This is a genomic window from Shewanella sp. SM68 (assembly GCF_025653925.1).
Lineage (GTDB): Bacteria > Pseudomonadota > Gammaproteobacteria > Enterobacterales > Shewanellaceae > Shewanella > Shewanella oncorhynchi.
This window is the reverse complement of record NZ_JAKKRU010000012.1, coordinates 78,134-96,863: the sequence shown is the minus strand read 5'-3', so window position 1 is coordinate 96,863 and position 18,730 is coordinate 78,134. Positions and strand designations below refer to the sequence as shown.

The window sequence follows — 18,730 nt, the reverse complement described above, 5'->3', positions numbered from 1 at the left end:
ATGAGCAAGTATTCTCCAGGGGATCATAGGTTTGGCCTATGATCCCTGAGTTATCGTTAGTCTTGATGTGGATGTTGGTATTAATCGTTTTCGATCATGCGTTAGCCGTATTTAGGCTGGACGTGTGTCGGCAACAGGCGCTTGGTTAGAGATCACGCCGAAAATTGTCCAACCGAAGAAGGTGGCTATGGCGCCAAGCATCACTGCGGTTTCGCCAGAGCTGTACAGAGCGTAGAAGCTATATAACGCACCGATTACGGCGATCACGTTGGCAACGCGGGCTTTATTGATGGGCACTTTTTGCTGTCTTTGCATTATGCCAAGCGCGGCCATAGATAAGATATAAGGCACAATGTTGGTGACGACGGCGAGGTTAACGAGTGCTTCGAACTGCTTACTCAGTGATGGGCTAATGGTCATCAGCGATAGTGCTGTTTGGATCGAGACGATAATAGTCATGCCCCAAATTGGCGCATCGGCTTTGCTGACTTTAGAGAAAATTTTCGGAAAAAATCCTTCATCGGCAGAGGCTTTAAACACTTGGGCAATAGTGAACTGCCAACCTAAGAGTGATCCAGTACAGGAGATAATGGCGCAGGCCATCACGATTTTACCAACTACTGGATTAAACATTTGTGCGAAGGCTAAGCCGAATGGCGCATTCGACATGGCAAGCTCGGCATTTGGCACAATACCGGCAATGACGTTAGTGGAAACGATATAAATCACTGCTGCACCTAAGGTACCGCCCATCACGGCGATAGGTACGTTTTTTTCTGGGTTATCGACGGCTTCTGAGTTTGCACAGGCCGATTCTAAACCGAGGAACGCCCACAAAGTCATAGCGATAGAACCGCCTAACGCTTTGAAGAATGGCATATCATGCGGGTTCCATGCGCCTTTATAGAGGTCGATGTCAAACCAGAACCAACCAATTAAAGATACGCCAATCACTGGCAGAATAATTCCCCACACAGTCACGCTACTGACGCGACCCGTGATGCGGGCACCACCGAAGTTAGCAATGGTTGCCAACCAAAGTACACCAATGGTCGCAAGACAAATTGCCATCGGGCTTAAGTTAACTTCCAGCAACACGGCAGCGTAACCCACGGCAGAGATGGCAATCGCGACGTTGGCGATTAACAGCGAGACGGCATAGGTGTAGTTGGCCATAAAGTTGCCAGAACGGCCGAAGGCATACTCGGCATAACCGCCCATACCACCGGATTTTTTACTGAACATACCGCACTTAGCAAAGGCGAAGGCGAGGGCCGTTGACCCTGCTGCTGTTACTAACCAAGATAAAATGGAGATAGTACCGACTTGAGCTAATTGGGTTGGCAGCATAATAATGCCCGAACCCATCATGTTGACTATGGTGATAATAGTTAATTGGACGACGCCAATTTTATTTTCTGATTTACTCATACTAATAACCTAATTTAGGTGACTTATTATAGGAGGCATGAATTTGACTGCAGAGTGGGGTTAATAAACTCTGCAGTCAGTCTTCATTATTTATTTAGTACATAGCCCATTGCTTGAATTTTGCCGTCTGCGGTATTTTCGAGATAAACACCTTGCAGTTCTGGTGAGAATCCAGGTAATAGGTTGATGCCTTCTTCAAGGGCAAGGAAATAACGCTGAACAGAACCGCCCCATATTTCACCTGGCACCATACATAACACGCCTGGTGGGTAAGGGAGTGCGCCTTCTGCTGCAATTCTTCCTTCAATTTGCGAGAGTGGGACTAATTCTACTTTGCCACGAATAAACTCTAGGTTTGCTTCCTGCGGGTCCATCACTTTTGTTGGGAAATGCGCTTTACGGAACATTTCTTTCTGCAGTTGTTTTACGTCATGGCTGACATAGAGATTGTGCATTTCTTGGCAGAGTTGACGGATAGAATAGTCTTTATAACGGGCTTTATTGGCGTTATAAACGTTAGGTAATACTTCAGATAATGGCGCATCTTCATCGACTAATTTCTCGAAACGAGATATTTGTGATACCAGATGTTGCATCTTGGCCATATCTTCAGCAGGTGTCATCAGGAATAAAATCGAATTCAAGTCGCACTTCTCTGGAATAATATTATTTTCCCGTAAGAAGTTAGCCAGAATAGTCGCTGGAATACCAAATTCGGTATATTTGCCAGTTTCAGCATCTATGCCCGGTGTTGTTAATAAGAACTTACAAGGGTCAACAAAGTATTGGCCTTTTTCATAACCTTCGAAGGAGTGCCATTTCTGACCAGGTTCGAATTCGAAGAAGCGTAAGTCATCGGCCATTTGTTCGGTTTCATAGTCTTGCCATAGGCGGCCGTCGATCATTGTTGGCACGAATGGTTTGATATATTTACACTTTTTGAGCAATAGCTTACGTGCTTCGATACCCGCTTTTACCGCTTCGCGCCACAGATAACGACCACTTGCGCCTTCATGCATTTTCGCGTTTACATCTAGCGCCGCAAATAAAGGATAGAAGGGACTGGTAGAGGCATGCATCATAAAGGCGTTGTTGAAGCGTTTATGGTTGCAATATCTATCTTGGCCTTTGATATGTTTATCTTTTTTATGGATTTGTGAGGTTTGTGAGAAACCCGCCTGCTGTTTATGCACCGACTGAGTCACGATAATGCCTGGATCTTCAGCAGTCAGTTCGAGCAAGAGTGGTGAGCAGTCATTCATCATAGGGATGAACTGTTCATAACCCACCCAAGCCGAGTCGAATAAGACGTAGTCACAAAGATGGCCAATTTTATCAATCACTTGTCGAGCATTGTAGATGGTGCCGTCATAGGTGCCGAGTTGGATTATCGCCAAGCGGAACGGGCGTTTTTCATCTGCTCTTTCTGGTGCGACTTCACGAATTTGCTCTCTTAAATAGGACTCTTGGAAACAGTGGGCATCAATGCCACCAATAAATCCGAAGGGATTACGTGCCGTTTCTAAATAAACAGGTGTAGCACCAGCTTGAATTAATGCGCCATGGTGGTTTGATTTGTGGTTATTGCGGTCGAATAACACGAGGTCGCCTTTCGCTAACAGCGCATTAGTCGCGACTTTATTTGATGACGAAGTGCCGTTAAGTACGAAATAGGTTTTATCGGCATTAAAAACTTTGGCAGCGTATTTCTGTGCTTCCAGTGGAGCGCCTTCATGGATCAGTAAATCACCCAGTTTCACGTCGGCATTACACATATCCGCGCGGAAAATTGTTTCGCCAAAAAAGTCGAAGAATTGGCGGCCCACAGGGTGTTTACGGAAGAATTGTCCACCTTGGTGACCAGGACAGGCAAAGGTAGAGTTACCCATTTCGACGTATTTTTTTAACGTACCGAAGAAAGGTGGCAATAGCGCTTGTTCATATTTACTTATTGCAGTCTCAACCTGTTTTCCGTAGAAGTCAGTGTTATCACCGCAGAGTTCAAATACCCCTGTAATCGATGAGCAAACATCATCAGGGAAGGTTTCTTCACAGCAAACTGAAACGAAAATGGGCAGTTTCAATCCGGTGTTTTTAATCTTTTCAACAATACCATTTCTAACATCATCAACAGAGACGACAGCCGCGCCCACATCGCAAAAATCTGTGGTTAATACATTGACAACTTCTCTGTCGATATCGAAACAAGATCTAACAGATAAGCTAGCGGCTACTTTTAATGATTTCATAGTTAATTTCCCTTTTACTTTATAAAAAATAGATACAAGTGTGCCTATACCTAATTAAAAACATTAATGGTATGAAAATTAGATATAGCTATTCCGTGCGCAGATTAAATGTGGTTATGCCAAAGTTACGAAATAAATATAAGTAGAAATATATTTATTGAGCGTATGAATAGCTTAGCCGCAGTAAAACTGCACTGATAAAAGAATGCTTTGATTAAGGTGTTAGATAATAAACCAAATGAAAACAGTACGATAAGTGTTTGCGCCTATTAGAGCAATAGCACTTTAGACCTGTTAATTGGCCTACTACCTACGCTAAGGTTAGCGGAGGAAGATAAAGGAGTGATCGAAATAGTCACGTTGACTAGGCATCATGATATGCCGTGTGCGCCTGATATGCGCCATAATTTTAGATTTCCTCTTCATATACGACTCCATTATGACTTAGAGAAAATGGTTAGGTTTTTATTACGTAATGAAGTTTATATGCGAGTTATAAATAAAATCATGACCTATGTCTTATTTTTAAATAATTAGCACGTCAATTTAACTTAATTTATCAATATTAAATGGAGTCAATCATGCTTAAGTATCTTTATCTAAATTATGAAAGTAAATATTGTCAGCATTATTTAAATAATATTATTTGCATAAAATATCTTATTTCAAATATCTAATCTTAATTTAAAGGCTGCTGTAATCATCATTCCGATTTATACCGCATTCCATATTTGCATTGTTATGCAGATATTTTCGTTACAAAATCATCTTCCTGCTTGAAAAATGCAAAAATGATAACTTTTTTCTCACATTTGAGCATTTGGGGCAGAAAGTTGTCGTTTTAGGGCAGATGTTATTTTTTTGATTGACGTAAAGTGAGTCAGGTCGAACATGAATAGGAGATAGACATGAATAAAGGGTGGTTAGGGGCGAGTTTAGTGCTTGGGTTATTCGTTGGACAAGCAAGTGCTATGACATTAACGAGCAAAGATATGAGCGAGGGCAATAAACTGACATCGCAATTAGTGTTTAATGGCTTTGGTTGCCAAGGGGAAAATATTTCGCCGCAACTGACTTGGACTGAGGTGCCCACAGGAACTAAAGCATTTGCAGTGACAGCTTATGATCCTGATGCGCCAACGGGCAGCGGTTGGTGGCACTGGGCCGTATATAACTTATCCGTAGCGCAAACTTCGCTCGCACAAGGTGCGGGCTCGCATGTTGATGCTCTGCCCAAAGGCGCCATTGCCTTGAAGAACGATTTTGGTACTACAAATTTTGGTGGCGCATGCCCGCCCCAAGGTCATGGCGTTCACAGGTATGAATTTACTGTGTGGGCATTACCCAGTGCTTTAGAATTGCCAAAGGATGCTAGCCCTGCCTTATTGGGCTTTATGCTCAGGGCACAAGCGCTCGGCAACGCCAAGTTGACTGCGGTATATAATCGATAATCCATTGATAATTAGGCTGGTGTCATGATCCGTATGTTTGAATATGATTCGAAGCAGGCACAATCTTTATCTCAAGTCCCTGTACATCAGCCGTCGATTATTCGGGTTATCTATGGTGAAAAGTCTCTGCTCTGGCAAGATGAATCTGTTTTAGTAGGCCAAGGGCAGTTACTGTTAATTCCTGCTGGTTCGCATATTAGCTTTGTTAATCGACCTTTTCTTGGGCGTTATCGGGCGGTGCAGTTATTACTCCCCCACGATTTACCCCAAGGTATTTTATCAAGTGCTACCGATTGGCGTGACCCTATGCCAGTCCAAAACATATCACGCGCTGTGGACTTAGCTTGGAATGCGCTATTACAGAGTTTGACCTTGTCTCTGGCCGATCCTGTTCAACTACATTATTTGGCCGCGTTACTGTTAAGTTTGCCGGATAAACGCAGTGTGAACTGGTTGTATGGACACACCCAACGCAGCGTGACTCAAGCGGCCTTGGCCTTGATGAGTATGAGTCCTGCGGCGTCATGGCAGCAGGAGGATATTGCCGACAAGTTACACATGAGCACGGCAAGCCTTAGGCGTAAATTGGCCTTAGAAGACACCAGTTTTAGGCAGTTACTGGCAGAAGTGCGGCTTTGTCATGGTTTAGCCATGTTGCAGAATTCGAGCGAGCCAGTATTGCAAGTGGCTTTGGCCTGTGGTTATCAATCTGCGGAAAAGTTTTCCTTACGTTTTAAGCAACAATTTGGCCTGACCCCTGCGGCTTATCGTCGTACACTGTGAAGTGGCATGGGTATATACCCAAACAACTTTAGGGTACTGGAGAGATATGATGGCGGATGAGCAATTTACTGACAGCGGATTTTGGAACAAGATCAAACTCTTTAGCCGTCAAGCAGGTAGAGAGGTCATCGAGCGGGCACTATGGCTTTATTATGCAGCGCAACAACCCAATACGCCTAAGTGGGCTAAGTCAGTCATCTACGGCGCTTTAGCGTATTTTGTTTTGCCTTTAGATGCGATTCCCGATCTGACTCCTTTAGTTGGCTTTACCGATGATTTAGGTGCTCTTGCCGCTGCCCTGACTATGGTGACCTTATATATCGATGATGAAGTGAAATCCCTTGCGGCGGATAAACTCGCACTGTGGTTTGGAGATAAGCCGACCGAACCTAAGACTTAAGCCTATTGCGAACGCAATCGCCTAAGTGATGCAAAATTGTGCTAAAAATATGATTTCATTAGGAGTCGTTGATTTGGTTTTGACTGAGATTTTCTGGGGTAAAAATATTTTTTTGCAAATGTTTCACTATTGCTTGATTGCGCTATATGCTAGCGCTGTTTTGTAAACCCCTTGTGTTTGTTTAGGCAGATAAATGAAAAATATTATGGTAGTGATCCTATGGCTTTTAGGTGTCTCTGCCGCTACCCCCGCGTTTGCCGATGAGGCCTCTCCGGAACAACTCGCCCGTCTTTACCTCGATTTTATGGCACAGAATAGTCACCAGAGCGAAGCTTTGTGGCCCAGTTTTCGCCTTGAAGATAAAGTACACCTTTTTAGTTATGCTGGTAATGTCTGGCTTCGACAGCCTGGTGGCGAAATAATTCAAGATAACAGTGTGTTAGAGTCGGTCAATCTGCACTCTGGTCTATCGGTGAGTTTCGGCTTTCCACAATATAATGGCCAGCCAGGCGTATTGATCCAGCTCGAAGTGCCGAACATCCAATTTACTCGCGACACTAAGCCAACGGATTTAGCTTTTTTAATCTGGGCGAGCAATGGCTTGCATGAAGCCTTCCATTTTTATGCCCAATCCGAATGGCGAGTATTGGAAGACGGTAAGCGTTATGAGGGCGAAGTCTTTCCGCTCAACTTCGATGCTCGCTATTATCGTTTACAGTTATTTGATGCCTTAATGGCGGCGCTGGCACAACCCGAGCAACAGTCATTATACCTTAGCTATGCAGCCTATTGGTTGCAGCAATGGCGCCAAATTGCGCCGAATGAAGATCGAGTCGGTTACATCAATGATCTTGTTGAAGGCAGCGCTAAGTATGTGGAATTGGCCGCTGGTGCGCGTGTGTTGAGTCAAAATCAAACTTTACTTGGTTATCAGCAAATACTGACAAAATATGTGTATGACTATTATCAACAGCAGAAGATGTGGGTTGGTTGGACGGCTGAGGCGGCAAATATTGGCGCTCTGGCGGGCATATTGTTGGATAGCACTCAAGACCCTTATGTGTGGAAAGAGTCGGTCATGTCGGGTATGTTACCTGTGGATTTACTACTGAACCGCGTAAAGCCTGTATCCCCGCTAGACAAGAAAGACGCTAAACAAAAGAAACAGCTGCAGGAGATGCTAGCGTATTACCCTGCCACTCAAGCAAAATTGTCTCAGTTGTTGTTGAATGTGCAGGATCCAAAAGTGCCGTTATTGGTTATGCCGAGCGTGAGCGATAGCAGCAGTTTTATCGATGTGGGTGACGTACGTTCTGGCTTTTATGTGGTGCCCTATCAAGAGGAAATGACTCAAGCTTATTTAGGGATGAGTGCGCAATTTAGTAACTTGTCAGTGAGTGGCAGTCCATTACTCGATGTTCCGGTACAAAATTTTTGTGAGGGCATTGAGGCGGCAACTCTGTTACCTTTAGCATTCCCCTTTCAGCGTGAGGGTCAGTATCTGGTATTCAACGAAGCGGAAGTCCATGGAACTATTAGGGTTTCTGCGAGTGTTGTTGATGGAAGAACCCTCTACTGTGCGATGAATTAATAATGAGAAAAAATCAGCTCGAATTTACCTATATGCGTGGCATTGCGATTATCTTTATCGTGCTTGGCCACAGTATTTACAACTCTGGTGAAGGTTTCCCGCTGTTGCTGGAAAATCTATTGCGTGGTGGCACGGCGTTATTTGTGTTTATCTCGGGATACTTTTTCCACCGCATTTTTTATAAGGATTTCGACTACAGCAAGTTTATGAAGAACAAAGTACAAAACGTACTTTATCCTTTTTTAGTTGTGTCATTGATTGGTCTATTTTGTTTGTGTTTGCGCTGGATATTTATGGAGCATCAGCCGCTCGATAATGTCTTGCTGAGTATTTTTTATACTGTGCGTAACGGTTATATTCTGTATCCGCACTGGTACATTCCCTTCATCATGGCGGTGTTTTTATTCTCGCCGATTTTTTTATGGTTTATCCGTTGCTCGCAGCAGATGCGTTGGACACTATTTGTACTGAGCTGTGTGGTAGCAATCCTATTGCATAGACCTATAGGTAACGTCAATTTCATCCACTCAGTCGTGTATTTTGTACCTTTCTATTTGATTGGTATTTTATATTCGCAAGATGAACATATTGTGACGCGCTTTGGCTCTATTTTTACCGCACTAGCGATGATTTTTTTAGTGGTGAGCTTAGTCGAACAAACTTACATAGTGCAGCATATTGGTAACTATCATAAGGCACCGTTTGAGTATAACGGTATCGATTGGCAGTTTATTCAGAAACTTTGTTTATGTGTATTAGTACTGAATTTCTGTGAATGGTTGTCGGGACGAAGTCGTTTGCCTTGGTTAGTCGAAGTCGCCGAGATGAGTTTTGCAATTTTCTTTATTCATCCACTCTTCGATATGCTATTTAACACAGCTGCAACCGTAATGCGTTTCCGCTTCCCACCAGATTCTGCTGTGACTAGCGTGCTCTTTTCCGCTGGGATTTTCATTTTCATGATGGTAGGCAGTATTATGACGGCTCGCTTTATCAAAAAGCGTCTGGGTAATCGATCGCGTACTTATATCGGCTGGTAATCACTTTGGTTTATCATCACTAACACTAGGTGAAATTCAGTTTGAATTTATTTCCTAGTGTTAGGGTGTTTTCCATCTAAAAAAGTGGAGAACATAATGAATCCCAACATTACCCTACCGAGCCTCGGGCTCATCAGTTTGTCTTTTATCGCGTTGCCATCCATCGCCGCTCAAGTTGAGTCGCTATCCACCAAGACGCAGAATACTTTTTTCGCACAAATCGCGGCCCATTGTGGCCAAGCCTTTGCGGGAAAAGTGGTATCGGGTGACACGGCTGATTCGGCCTTTAGCGGCAAGTCGTTAATTATGCACGTGCGTGAATGTAGCGACACTGAGCTCAAGATCCCGTTCCATGTGGGTGATAACCACTCGCGTACTTGGGTGCTGACTAAAACCCAGCAAGGGCTTAAGTTGAAGCACGACCATCGCCATCAGGATGGAAGTGAAGATGCTGTGACCATGTATGGCGGCGACACTATGAATGATGGGACAGTACAGAAACAGTCATTTCCCATTGATAGGGAATCTATCGATAACTTCGTCAAGAATGGACTCACTCAGTCGATTACCAATGTGTGGCACATGGAAATTACGCCAACAACGTTTAGTTATCAACTCACGCGCGAAAACCGCGATTTCAAAGTCGATTTTGATCTTACCCAGCCAGTAGCATTACCGCCCAAACCTTGGGGACACGACTAGTGTTGTTATCAAGCTAGCTCAAAATTGTGTTCATCACCTGCTTATGTTGCCCGTTTATGTGGATAACGACACTACACGGGCTCAGCCTTGCATTAAACTCAGTCAACTCATTGTTTCCTAAGCAGATTCAGTGAGCAGAACTTTTATGGCTGTTTAAATATTGGACGATATGCTGGGTTTCAGGCATAAATAGCACTATAAGCTTGTTCAGAGCCTTTATCATGGTGTAAGTCTCTCCCACCTGAGCGTTATCATTTCGCATCCTCAGCGTACCACCTCGCAGATACTTTATCCTGTACATGGCGTCTTCATCAATCCAGAAGGTGGGTGAATACTTTTAGTGTTTAATCTATATTTCTTTTTGATTTACTCGGGTTGATAGCTCTGAAGCGCTTTCTTTGCGTTCGCTATATCGGTTCGTGAGGAAATCAACATTGCCCCTCAGGAGTAAAGTGAATTTCATCAATTCCTCCATAACATCAACTACGCGATCGTAGTAAGGCGAAGGTTTCATTCGGCCTGCCTCGTCAAACTCTAACCAAGCTTTTGCGATTGAAGACTGGTTGGGTATGGTGAACATGCGCATCCATCGTCCCAATATACGCATTTGGTTTAGTGTGTTGAAGGACTGTGAACCACCACTCACCTGCATTATTGCTAATGTCTTACCTTGTGAAGGCCGGACAGCACCTTCAGCCAAAGGGATCCAATCGATTTGGGCTTTCATAATACTGGTCATCGCACCGTGGCGTTCTGGTGAACACCACACCATACCTTCGCACCAACGTACCATTTCTCTTAGTTCCATGACTTTGGGATGACTGTCAGGCGCATCATCAGGAAGTGGAAGTCCAGAAGGGTTAAAAATACGCACCTCTGCGCCCATGTGTGTTAATAGTCGAGCGGCTTCTTCCGTCGTCAGTCGGCTATAGGAGCGTTCTCGTACTGAGCCATAAAGCATCAGTATTCTAGGCGGATGGGTTAGAGGAGTTAGATTAAAACAGTCCATATCCATGTTATTAACCATTAATTCTTGTTTGAGTGCTGGCATATCGTGGTTTAGTGGTTTCATGTGCGAACTCTTTGTCCCTGTTCATTAATGATGATTTCGCCATCTTCTTTGGTGAAAGGGCCTTGTTGTGCTTTGGTCAAAATATCAAGCACTGTCTCAGACGGGCGACAGAGTTTTGTGCCTCGCGGCGTAACGACGATAGGACGGTTAATTAAAATGGGATAAGTCAGCATAAAGTTAACCAGTTCTTCATCAGTAAATGTGTCTTCAGAAAGTCCTAGTCGTTCAAATGGTTCAACATTGTTGCGTAACAATGAACGCACAGAGATTTTCATCTCATTAATTAACTTAAGTAATTCATCGCGGGAGGGCGGCGTTTCTAAGTAGTGGATGATTTGGGGTTCGACTCCACTATTACGGATCAATGCTAAAGTGTTGCGCGATGTGCCACAGGCTGGATTGTGGTAAATCTTAATGCTGTCATCAATCATATTAGTCATAACATGTCTCTGATAAATAATCGCTTATAAATTTATCCATAGGCACTAAACAGATGCTCTAGTGCCCATGGACGAAGATTAGAAGGAGAGGCGCAGCGTCAGTGCCGCTAGGGTGACAAATAGCACCGGTAGCGTCATCACAATGCCGACGCGGAAATAATAACCCCAGGTAATATTAATATTTTTCTGCGCCAGTACATGCAGCCATAGCAGGGTTGCTAAACTGCCGATGGGGGTGATTTTAGGACCTAAATCGCTACCAATCACGTTAGCGTAAATCATGGCCTCTTTAATCACGCCAGTTGCATTGCTACCGTCTATCGACAGGGCGCCAATTAACACCGTTGGCATGTTGTTCATGATGGACGATAAAAAGGCGACCAAGAAGCCTGTGCCCATAGTGGCAGCCCAAAGCCCTTGTTCAGCCAAACTATTTAATACGCTTGATAGGTAATCGGTTAAGCCTGCGTTGCGAAGACCATAAACAACCAAATACATGCCGAGTGAAAAGATCACTATCTGCCATGGCGCGCCGCGCAGTACCTTAGTGGTATCTATGGCATGGCCTTTTTTCGCGACAATAAACAGGATCAGGGCACCCACGGCAGCGACTAAACTCACGGGCACACCGAGGGGTTCTAAGCCAAAAAAGCCCACCAAGAGTAAGACTAATACGCCCCAACCGGTTTTAAAGGTTTGAGGGTCGCGAATGGCGGCCTTAGGCTCGCGCAGTTTTTGCAAGTCGTAGGTCGTGGGAATATCTTTGCGGAAAAACAGATGCAGCATGACTAAGGTGGCGATAATAGCGGCAATATCGACAGGCACCATCACAGCGGTATATTCGTTAAAGCCTATGTTGAAGAAGTCCGCGGAAACGATATTCACTAAGTTAGAGACAATTAACGGCAAACTCGCGGTATCGGCAATAAAACCCGCCGCCATCACAAAGGCTAAGGTCGCTCCGGCGCTAAAGCCAAGAGCCAGTAACATAGCAATCACTATGGGGGTGAGGATCAGCGCCGCGCCATCATTGGCGAATAAGGCGGCAACAGTCGCGCCGAGTAACACTATGTAAGTAAAGAGTAAACGCCCACGACCTTTGCCCCAACGGGCCACATGCAGCGCGGCCCATTCGAAAAATCCCGACTCATCCAATAATAAACTGATGATGATCACGGCAATAAAGGTGGCGGTCGCATTCCAGACAATATTCCATACCACAGGAATATCCCCTAAGTGCACCACACCCAGTAGTAGGGCCAATACGGCGCCCAAGGTAGCACTCCAACCTATGCCTAACCCCTTAGGTTGCCAAATTACTAACACTATGGTGAGAACAAAAATTGCCCCTGCTAACCACATACAAGCTCCTCAAAGAGTAGAGATTGTCTACCCGTAACCATAAAATAATGCCCTCACCTAACGATATTGTCGGTGGGTTTGAATGATTTTTTACATGTGAATTTTCTTATATATCTTAGTGTTGAACACTATACTCAAACACCATTTTGACTAATGCGTAAAACTTAAGGTGATCTTATATACGGATATTTACATATATGAAAATTCGTATATATTGTACAAGGTCTTTCCAAAAGATCCATAGCCATGAAAAACGAGTGTTGTTCCTTACCGCTCACAGCTTGCTGTTTGAATGAGCCTTTAGGAAAGTTAACAAAAGGATCAAAATGTTTGTACTAGTTCAGTCTAAGGGCATCAATGATTAATCCAACCCAGTTTTTTAAATGTTTAGCCGATGAAACCCGCTTGCGTTGCATGATGTTGATACAGCAAGAGGGGGAGCTCTGTGTCTGTGAATTGACCGAGGCATTGCAAGAGACCCAGCCTAAGATTTCGCGACATTTGGCCCAATTACGTAAATGCGGTTTATTAGTTGATCGCCGTCAGGGGCAATGGATTTTCTATCGTATCAATAATGACTTACCCAAATGGAGTCAGTTAGTGCTGAGTGAAGTTACCAACCAAAACACTGTATTCCTTGAAGAAAATATGCGTAATTTGTGCAAGATGGGCGGGCGTCCTGACCGTGCTAAAGCTTGCTGCTAGAAGACTAGCAGCAAAAATTTAACCTCAAATATACGTTTTTTCATATGTTTACGTGTCTAAAGTTTTGCTTAATATTAAGGTGGCGTAACAATGCTGCAAATATTTTCAGATTTAGCGGGCTGGTTAACTTTTGATTTGATGGGTTTAGAGCCCAATACTAAGCTCGCCGACGCCATCCATTTTTTTATTGAAGATACCACTAAGATTTTTGCGCTCCTGTTGCTGATGATTTATGGCATCGCTTTGATGCGGGCTTCGCTCAATGTTGAGCGTGTTCGGGATTACTTGGCGGGTAAAAATCGTTTTGTCGGTTACTTTATGGGATCGGGTTTTGGCGCTGTTACCCCATTCTGCTCATGTTCGAGCATTCCTGTTTTTTTAGGTTTCACTTCCGCGGGGATCCCTGTTGGGATCACTATGGCATTTCTGATCACTTCGCCGTTAATTAATGAAGTCGCCGTTCTGTTGCTTGTGAGTCTGCTGGGCTGGAAGTTTACTGTGATATACGTGCTAGTCGGCATGTCAGTGGGTATGTTGGCGGGGGCATTTTTGGACACGATTCGCGCTGAGCGTTGGCTGCAGTCCTTTGCCGCCAAAGCACTCGAACAAGGTAAGGCGCAAGCAAGTCACGATAATAACGAGGGTATGACATCAATATCCATGACGTTAACGGAACGGCATGAATTTGCGAAAGGCGAGACCCTAGAGATTTTTGGCCGAGTGTGGAAATGGGTCATTATTGGGGTTGGGCTTGGCGCCGCACTCCATGGATTTGTGCCTGACGGTTGGATCGAAGCCCACTTAGGCGATGGTCAATGGTGGTCGGTTCCTGCGGCGGTATTGATTGGTATTCCTCTGTATTCCAATGCGACTGGGGTTATTCCTATCATGGAGAGCCTTATCACTAATGGCTTGCCCGTAGGGACGACATTGGCATTTTGTATGTCTACGGTTGCCGCCAGTTTTCCCGAGTTCATTTTGCTCAAGCAGGTGATGCAATGGCGTTTGCTGGCCATCGTTTTTGCTATTTTATTGATTTCATTCACCTTAATCGGTTGGATCTTTAACGCTATAGGTCCCATTCCGTGAGAATTATAAAAATGTTAAATATCAAAGTATTAGGTAGTGGATGCGCTAAATACACTAAAACCGCTGAGATTATTACCGCCATTGCCAACTAGAAGGGCATTAGCGCGGCTATATCGAACAGATAACGCTTTAATCTTAAAAAAATAATATAAAACACCTAATATCAAACTGAGTGTGAAGGATGCAGGTATGACAATCAAAATCGGGATAAATGGCTTTGGCCGTATGGGACGTTTAGCATTACGCGCCGCTTGGGGCTGGGAAGAGGTTGAGTTTGTGCAGATTAATGATCCCGCAGGGGATGCGGCGACCTTAGCCCATTTGCTGACATTCGACTCTGTGCATGGTCGCTGGCAGTACGAAGCCAATGCCGATGGTGATGACATCATTATCGATGGCAAGCGTATTTGCTGTACACGCAATAAAACCATCGGGGAAACCGATTGGTCCGGTTGTGATGTTGTGATTGAAGCCTCGGGTAAGATGAAAACCAAAGAAGTGCTGCAAGCTTATTTAGATCAAGGCGTTAAACGCGTTGTGGTCACAGCGCCCGTTAAAGAAGAGGGCGTGTTAAACGTTGTCATGGGGGTGAATCATCAACTCTATGACAAAGCCATTCATCCGATTGTGACTGCGGCCTCCTGTACCACTAACTGTTTGGCGCCAATCGTCAAAGTGATCCACGAAAACCTCGGTATAGTGCATGGTTCCATGACAACCATTCATGATATTACCAACACTCAAACAATTTTAGATGCGCCGCATAAAGACCTCCGCCGTGCACGGGCCTGTGGTTTAAGCCTAATCCCTACGACAACAGGCTCAGCGACGGCAATTACCCATATTTTCCCTGAACTCAAAGGTAAGCTTAACGGCCATGCGGTGCGGGTGCCATTAGCGAATGCCTCATTAACCGATTGCGTGTTTGAGGTGAGTCGCAAAACGACCGAAGCTGAAGTCAATCGCCTGTTAAAAGAAGCGGCAGACGGACCGCTAAAAGGCATTTTAGGTTATGAGGAACGTCCATTAGTCTCGGTCGATTATAAAACCGATCCGCGTTCGAGCATTATCGATGCGTTATCGACCATGATTATCAATGGCACTCAGGTCAAACTCTACGCTTGGTATGACAACGAGTGGGGCTATGCCAATCGCACCGTCGAACTGGCCCGCATGGTCGGTCTGATGGATAAGGCATAAGCTTTATGGGTAAGCTGACTGGTTTTTTGTCTAACATATCACCCGAGATCCGCCAGTATTTGGTGGTCACAGGCAACTATTGGGCATTCACGCTCACCGATGGCACATTACGTATGTTAGTGGTGCTCCATTTTCATGGCTTAGGTTATAGCCCACTGCAAATTGCCATGCTATTCCTCTTCTATGAAATCTTTGGGGTGGTAACGAACTTAGTCGGCGGCTGGCTCGGGGCGCGTTTAGGCTTAAATAAGACCATGAATGTGGGCCTATTTATGCAGATTGTTGCCCTTAGCATGCTGCTTGTGCCTAGCGGTATGCTGACGGTTGCTTGGGTGATGGCGGCGCAGGCCTTGTCGGGTATCGCTAAAGATCTCAATAAAATGAGTGCAAAAAGCAGTATCAAGTTGTTGGTGCCCAATGATGCTCAGGGTGAGCTGTATAAGTGGGTTGCCATGCTCACTGGATCCAAAAATGCGCTAAAGGGCGCGGGGTTCTTCTTGGGCGGCGCCTTGCTGACCCTGTTTGGATTCCAGCTGGCCGTGTTAGGCATGGCGATTGGCCTATTGCTGGTGTGGATTTTTAGTCTGTTAAGTTTGCAGCGCGATTTAGGTAAAGCCAAAAACAAACCTAAGTTCACGGAAATTTTCTCTAAGAGTCCGGCGGTAAACACGCTTTCTGCCGCACGCATGTTTTTGTTTGGTGCGCGGGATGTGTGGTTTGTGGTGGCTTTACCCGTTTATTTGGCCTCAACCTTTGGTTGGGATCATTGGTATGTCGGCGGTTTTCTCGCACTCTGGGTGATAGGTTATGGCATAGTGCAAGGCTTTGCGCCTCGATTGACGGGGACAAAGTCGGCGGGCAAAAACAAGGTTCCCGATGGACGTAGCGCCTTAGGTTGGGCGGCGATATTGAGCATAGTGCCAGCAGGCATTGCGCTGGCGATAAGTTATGACTTTCATGCCGAGAATATACTGATTTGGGGATTGATGCTGTTTGGCGCCTTATTCGCGATCAACTCTTCATTACACAGCTATCTTATCGTCAGTTATGCGGATGAAGATGGCGTATCGTTAGATGTGGGTTTTTACTACATGGCGAATGCTATGGGACGCTTGATCGGCACTGTGTTGTCTGGCTGGGTGTATCAAGTGTATGGCATGGCGGCTTGTCTGTGGATATCGGCGGCATTTATTGCGTTAGCGGCGCTTATCTCAATCAAACTGCCTCGGCATAAAGCGATATCAGATGGTGCTTAATACTTACCTAAGCTATCCCTGAGTTGTTGCGGTTGTTTTTATTCAATGCCGACCAAAGTATGTTGGGTATTTTAATCACTCTGATGTTAACTGAAGTTTTTTGATTTTGAGCAAACAACTCTCTATACTCCGGCCTGTTTTATACACGTCATTATGTCGCTATTCTCAATAGCACAACTATTTTTAATGCAGTCAAATTTGAGTTGGCTCATATAAGTGAGGTTATTTTTCGGTGATGATCATTAAGCCGCATTAGTTTAATCCTTCCTTCTTGGATCGTTAAGATCCGTCCTTAGTAGCTACCGACTCGGTAGTTGTTTTGCAGTACCCCATAATCCCAATTGCATTTCGTCACCTTGACGCATAAGTACCTTATTGGCTATGCGCTGACATTTGAGTCAAGTGTTGATATTAGCTATTGGAAGATATGATTAAATTTCAATCAGAGTGAGTGACATGATACAAACCATGGAAAAAGAGTGGTTCTCCAACATACGCGGAGATCTGTTAGCCGGTATTGTGGTTGCACTGGCGTTAGTCCCTGAGGCGATTGCCTTTTCTATTATTGCAGGCGTCGATCCTAAGGTCGGCCTGTATGCTTCATTCTGTATCGCAGTGGTCATCGCGTTTACAGGTGGCCGTCCTGGTATGATCTCTGCCGCAACGGGCGCTATGGCGTTGTTGATGGTGACCTTAGTGAAGGAACACGGCCTCGAGTATCTACTCGCTGCGACCTTATTAACCGGTGTACTGCAAATTGCCGCGGGTTACTTAAAGCTAGGAAGCTTGATGCGTTTCGTCTCCCGCTCTGTGGTGACGGGCTTTGTGAATGCGTTGGCGATTTTGATCTTTATGGCCCAGTTGCCCGAACTGACCAATGTGACTTGGCACGTATATGCGATGACGGTAGCTGGCCTCGGTATCATTTACCGATTCCCACTCATCCCTGTGATTGGTAAATCCGTACCTTCGCCTCTCGTGTGTATTGTCGGATTAACACTTTTTGCGGTTTATATGGGGTTAGATATTCGTACTGTCGGCGACATGGGACAACTGCCTGATACTTTGCCTATTTTCCTCTGGCCTGAAGTGCCATTGACCCTTGAAACTCTGATGATCATCTTCCCTTATTCGGCCGGCCTTGCCGTGGTGGGTTTGCTGGAATCTATGATGACCGCCACCATAGTTGATGACTTAACCGATACCCAAAGCGATAAGAATCGCGAGTGTAAGGGCCAAGGTATTGCCAATATCGGCGCGGGTTTAATGGGCGGTATGGCCGGTTGCGCTATGATTGGTCAGTCGATCATCAACGTTAAATCGGGTGGCCGCGGACGGTTATCGACTTTTTCAGCGGGGGTATTTCTACTCATATTGATTGTATTCCTCGGCGAATGGTTAAAGCTCATCCCTATGGCGGCACTGGTTGCCGTGATGATCATGGTGTCTATCGGTACTTTCTCTTGGGATTCAATTCGTAATCTTAAGCATCATCCAATATCAACCAACCTTGTGATGGTGGCGACCGTTGCTGTGGTGGTCGCTACCCATAACTTAGCTATGGGAGTATTTGTGGGGGTATTACTCGCGTCTCTGTTCTTTGCTAATAAAGTGGGCCGTTTTATGGTGGTTAAGAGTGTAACGGCTGCTGCCGACGCAGGTCGCCATTATCAAGTTATTGGGCAAGTCTTTTTTGCCTCGGCAGATAAGTTCAGTAATTCATTTGATTTTAGGGAAGTGGTTGATAAGGTGACTATCGACTTATCTCAAGCGCATTTTTGGGATATTACTGCGGTATCGGCCCTAGACAAGGTGGTGATTAAATTCCGTCGCGAGGGAACTGAAGTGGAGTTAATTGGCCTTAACCAAGCCAGTGCAACCATAGTCGATAAATTTGGGGTGCACGATAAGCCTGAAGACGTTGAAAACATGATGTCTGGTCACTAAGCCCTTAGCAAC

At 45.0% G+C, this 18,730-nt stretch carries 17 protein-coding genes and 1 pseudogene; 11 read left to right on the top strand and 7 right to left on the bottom strand.

Annotated features, from left to right (window positions below):
- Positions 1–111: 111 nt before the first annotated feature.
- From potE to speFL, 3 genes are all read right to left on the bottom strand, one after another.
- Positions 112–1,431, bottom strand: a complete 1,320-nt coding sequence (gene potE, locus L5M40_RS18125; RefSeq protein WP_105250509.1) for a putrescine-ornithine antiporter — start codon at positions 1,429–1,431, stop codon at positions 112–114.
- An 86-nt stretch (positions 1,432–1,517) separates the two neighbouring features.
- Positions 1,518–3,680, bottom strand: coding sequence for an ornithine decarboxylase SpeF (gene speF, locus L5M40_RS18120; RefSeq protein ID WP_105250508.1), 2,163 nt, complete (start codon positions 3,678–3,680; stop codon positions 1,518–1,520).
- Positions 3,681–4,001: 321 nt separating this feature from the next.
- Complete coding sequence (gene speFL / locus L5M40_RS22630) at positions 4,002–4,085, bottom strand: leader peptide SpeFL (protein ID WP_224022194.1); 84 nt, start codon at positions 4,083–4,085, stop codon at positions 4,002–4,004.
- Positions 4,086–4,588: 503 nt separating this feature from the next.
- Here speFL and L5M40_RS18115 point away from each other — a divergent pair.
- From L5M40_RS18115 to L5M40_RS18090, 6 genes are all read left to right on the top strand, one after another.
- On the top strand, positions 4,589–5,131 hold the full coding sequence (locus tag L5M40_RS18115; protein WP_263182444.1) for a YbhB/YbcL family Raf kinase inhibitor-like protein: 543 nt from the start codon (positions 4,589–4,591) through the stop codon (positions 5,129–5,131).
- Between the two features lie 24 nt (positions 5,132–5,155).
- Positions 5,156–5,914, top strand: coding sequence for a helix-turn-helix transcriptional regulator (locus L5M40_RS18110; RefSeq protein WP_263257014.1), 759 nt, complete (start codon positions 5,156–5,158; stop codon positions 5,912–5,914).
- Between the two features lie 49 nt (positions 5,915–5,963).
- Entirely contained in the window at positions 5,964–6,314 is a 351-nt protein-coding gene (locus L5M40_RS18105) for a YkvA family protein (RefSeq protein WP_263257032.1), read from the top strand.
- A gap of 193 nt (positions 6,315–6,507) precedes the next feature.
- Positions 6,508–7,905, top strand: coding sequence for a hypothetical protein (locus tag L5M40_RS18100; protein WP_263257013.1), 1,398 nt, complete (start codon positions 6,508–6,510; stop codon positions 7,903–7,905).
- 2 nt (positions 7,906–7,907) lie between these two features.
- Positions 7,908–8,945, top strand: a complete 1,038-nt coding sequence (locus L5M40_RS18095; protein ID WP_212600605.1) for an acyltransferase family protein — start codon at positions 7,908–7,910, stop codon at positions 8,943–8,945.
- A 96-nt stretch (positions 8,946–9,041) separates the two neighbouring features.
- Positions 9,042–9,647: a hypothetical protein gene (locus tag L5M40_RS18090; RefSeq protein WP_263257011.1), complete on the top strand. Its 606-nt coding sequence runs from the start codon at positions 9,042–9,044 to the stop codon at positions 9,645–9,647.
- Between the two features lie 127 nt (positions 9,648–9,774).
- Here the strand turns inward: L5M40_RS18090 and L5M40_RS18085 are convergent.
- From L5M40_RS18085 to L5M40_RS18070, 4 genes and pseudogenes are all read right to left on the bottom strand, one after another.
- Positions 9,775–9,963 (bottom strand): annotated as a pseudogene (locus L5M40_RS18085) (hypothetical protein); the annotation flags it as partial.
- 33 nt (positions 9,964–9,996) lie between these two features.
- Positions 9,997–10,698, bottom strand: a complete 702-nt coding sequence (arsH, locus tag L5M40_RS18080) for an arsenical resistance protein ArsH (RefSeq protein WP_105253012.1) — start codon at positions 10,696–10,698, stop codon at positions 9,997–9,999.
- 17 nt (positions 10,699–10,715) lie between these two features.
- The gene (arsC, locus tag L5M40_RS18075) at positions 10,716–11,150 is read right to left on the bottom strand and encodes a glutaredoxin-dependent arsenate reductase (protein WP_198573266.1); all 435 of its coding nucleotides are present in this window, start codon (positions 11,148–11,150) and stop codon (positions 10,716–10,718) included.
- 87 nt (positions 11,151–11,237) lie between these two features.
- Entirely contained in the window at positions 11,238–12,521 is a 1,284-nt protein-coding gene (locus tag L5M40_RS18070) for an arsenic transporter (RefSeq protein ID WP_263257009.1), read from the bottom strand.
- A gap of 357 nt (positions 12,522–12,878) precedes the next feature.
- Between L5M40_RS18070 and L5M40_RS18065 the strand changes: the two genes are divergently transcribed.
- The 5 genes from L5M40_RS18065 to L5M40_RS18045 all read left to right on the top strand — a co-directional run bounded on the left by L5M40_RS18065 (position 12,879) and on the right by L5M40_RS18045 (position 18,718).
- Positions 12,879–13,226: a metalloregulator ArsR/SmtB family transcription factor gene (locus L5M40_RS18065; protein WP_263147605.1), complete on the top strand. Its 348-nt coding sequence runs from the start codon at positions 12,879–12,881 to the stop codon at positions 13,224–13,226.
- Between the two features lie 90 nt (positions 13,227–13,316).
- Positions 13,317–14,315, top strand: coding sequence for a permease (locus tag L5M40_RS18060; protein WP_263257007.1), 999 nt, complete (start codon positions 13,317–13,319; stop codon positions 14,313–14,315).
- 189 nt (positions 14,316–14,504) lie between these two features.
- Positions 14,505–15,515, top strand: coding sequence for an ArsJ-associated glyceraldehyde-3-phosphate dehydrogenase (locus L5M40_RS18055; RefSeq protein ID WP_263257006.1), 1,011 nt, complete (start codon positions 14,505–14,507; stop codon positions 15,513–15,515).
- Between the two features lie 5 nt (positions 15,516–15,520).
- Positions 15,521–16,771 (top strand): organoarsenical effux MFS transporter ArsJ, encoded by a 1,251-nt coding sequence (gene arsJ, locus L5M40_RS18050; RefSeq protein WP_168826005.1) that lies wholly within the window; start codon positions 15,521–15,523, stop codon positions 16,769–16,771.
- A 456-nt stretch (positions 16,772–17,227) separates the two neighbouring features.
- Positions 17,228–18,718 carry a SulP family inorganic anion transporter gene (locus tag L5M40_RS18045; protein ID WP_263257004.1) on the top strand — a complete coding sequence of 497 codons (1,491 nt, stop codon included), beginning with the start codon at positions 17,228–17,230 and terminating at the stop codon, positions 18,716–18,718.
- Positions 18,719–18,730: the final 12 nt, after the last annotated feature.

Coding starts and splice junctions, on each gene's coding strand:
- L5M40_RS18115 (WP_263182444.1), top strand. CDS start 4,589: ATGAATAAAGGGTGGTTAGGGGCGAGTTTAGTGCTTGGGTTATTCGTT.
- arsC (WP_198573266.1), bottom strand. CDS start 11,150: ATGATTGATGACAGCATTAAGATTTACCACAATCCAGCCTGTGGCACA.
- L5M40_RS18090 (WP_263257011.1), top strand. CDS start 9,042: ATGAATCCCAACATTACCCTACCGAGCCTCGGGCTCATCAGTTTGTCT.
- speFL (WP_224022194.1), bottom strand. CDS start 4,085: ATGGCGCATATCAGGCGCACACGGCATATCATGATGCCTAGTCAACGT.
- L5M40_RS18045 (WP_263257004.1), top strand. CDS start 17,228: ATGATACAAACCATGGAAAAAGAGTGGTTCTCCAACATACGCGGAGAT.
- speF (WP_105250508.1), bottom strand. CDS start 3,680: ATGAAATCATTAAAAGTAGCCGCTAGCTTATCTGTTAGATCTTGTTTC.
- L5M40_RS18060 (WP_263257007.1), top strand. CDS start 13,317: ATGCTGCAAATATTTTCAGATTTAGCGGGCTGGTTAACTTTTGATTTG.
- potE (WP_105250509.1), bottom strand. CDS start 1,431: ATGAGTAAATCAGAAAATAAAATTGGCGTCGTCCAATTAACTATTATC.
- arsH (WP_105253012.1), bottom strand. CDS start 10,698: ATGCCAGCACTCAAACAAGAATTAATGGTTAATAACATGGATATGGAC.
- L5M40_RS18065 (WP_263147605.1), top strand. CDS start 12,879: ATGATTAATCCAACCCAGTTTTTTAAATGTTTAGCCGATGAAACCCGC.
- L5M40_RS18095 (WP_212600605.1), top strand. CDS start 7,908: ATGAGAAAAAATCAGCTCGAATTTACCTATATGCGTGGCATTGCGATT.
- L5M40_RS18055 (WP_263257006.1), top strand. CDS start 14,505: ATGACAATCAAAATCGGGATAAATGGCTTTGGCCGTATGGGACGTTTA.
- arsJ (WP_168826005.1), top strand. CDS start 15,521: ATGGGTAAGCTGACTGGTTTTTTGTCTAACATATCACCCGAGATCCGC.
- L5M40_RS18070 (WP_263257009.1), bottom strand. CDS start 12,521: ATGTGGTTAGCAGGGGCAATTTTTGTTCTCACCATAGTGTTAGTAATT.
- L5M40_RS18110 (WP_263257014.1), top strand. CDS start 5,156: ATGATCCGTATGTTTGAATATGATTCGAAGCAGGCACAATCTTTATCT.
- L5M40_RS18105 (WP_263257032.1), top strand. CDS start 5,964: ATGGCGGATGAGCAATTTACTGACAGCGGATTTTGGAACAAGATCAAA.
- L5M40_RS18100 (WP_263257013.1), top strand. CDS start 6,508: ATGAAAAATATTATGGTAGTGATCCTATGGCTTTTAGGTGTCTCTGCC.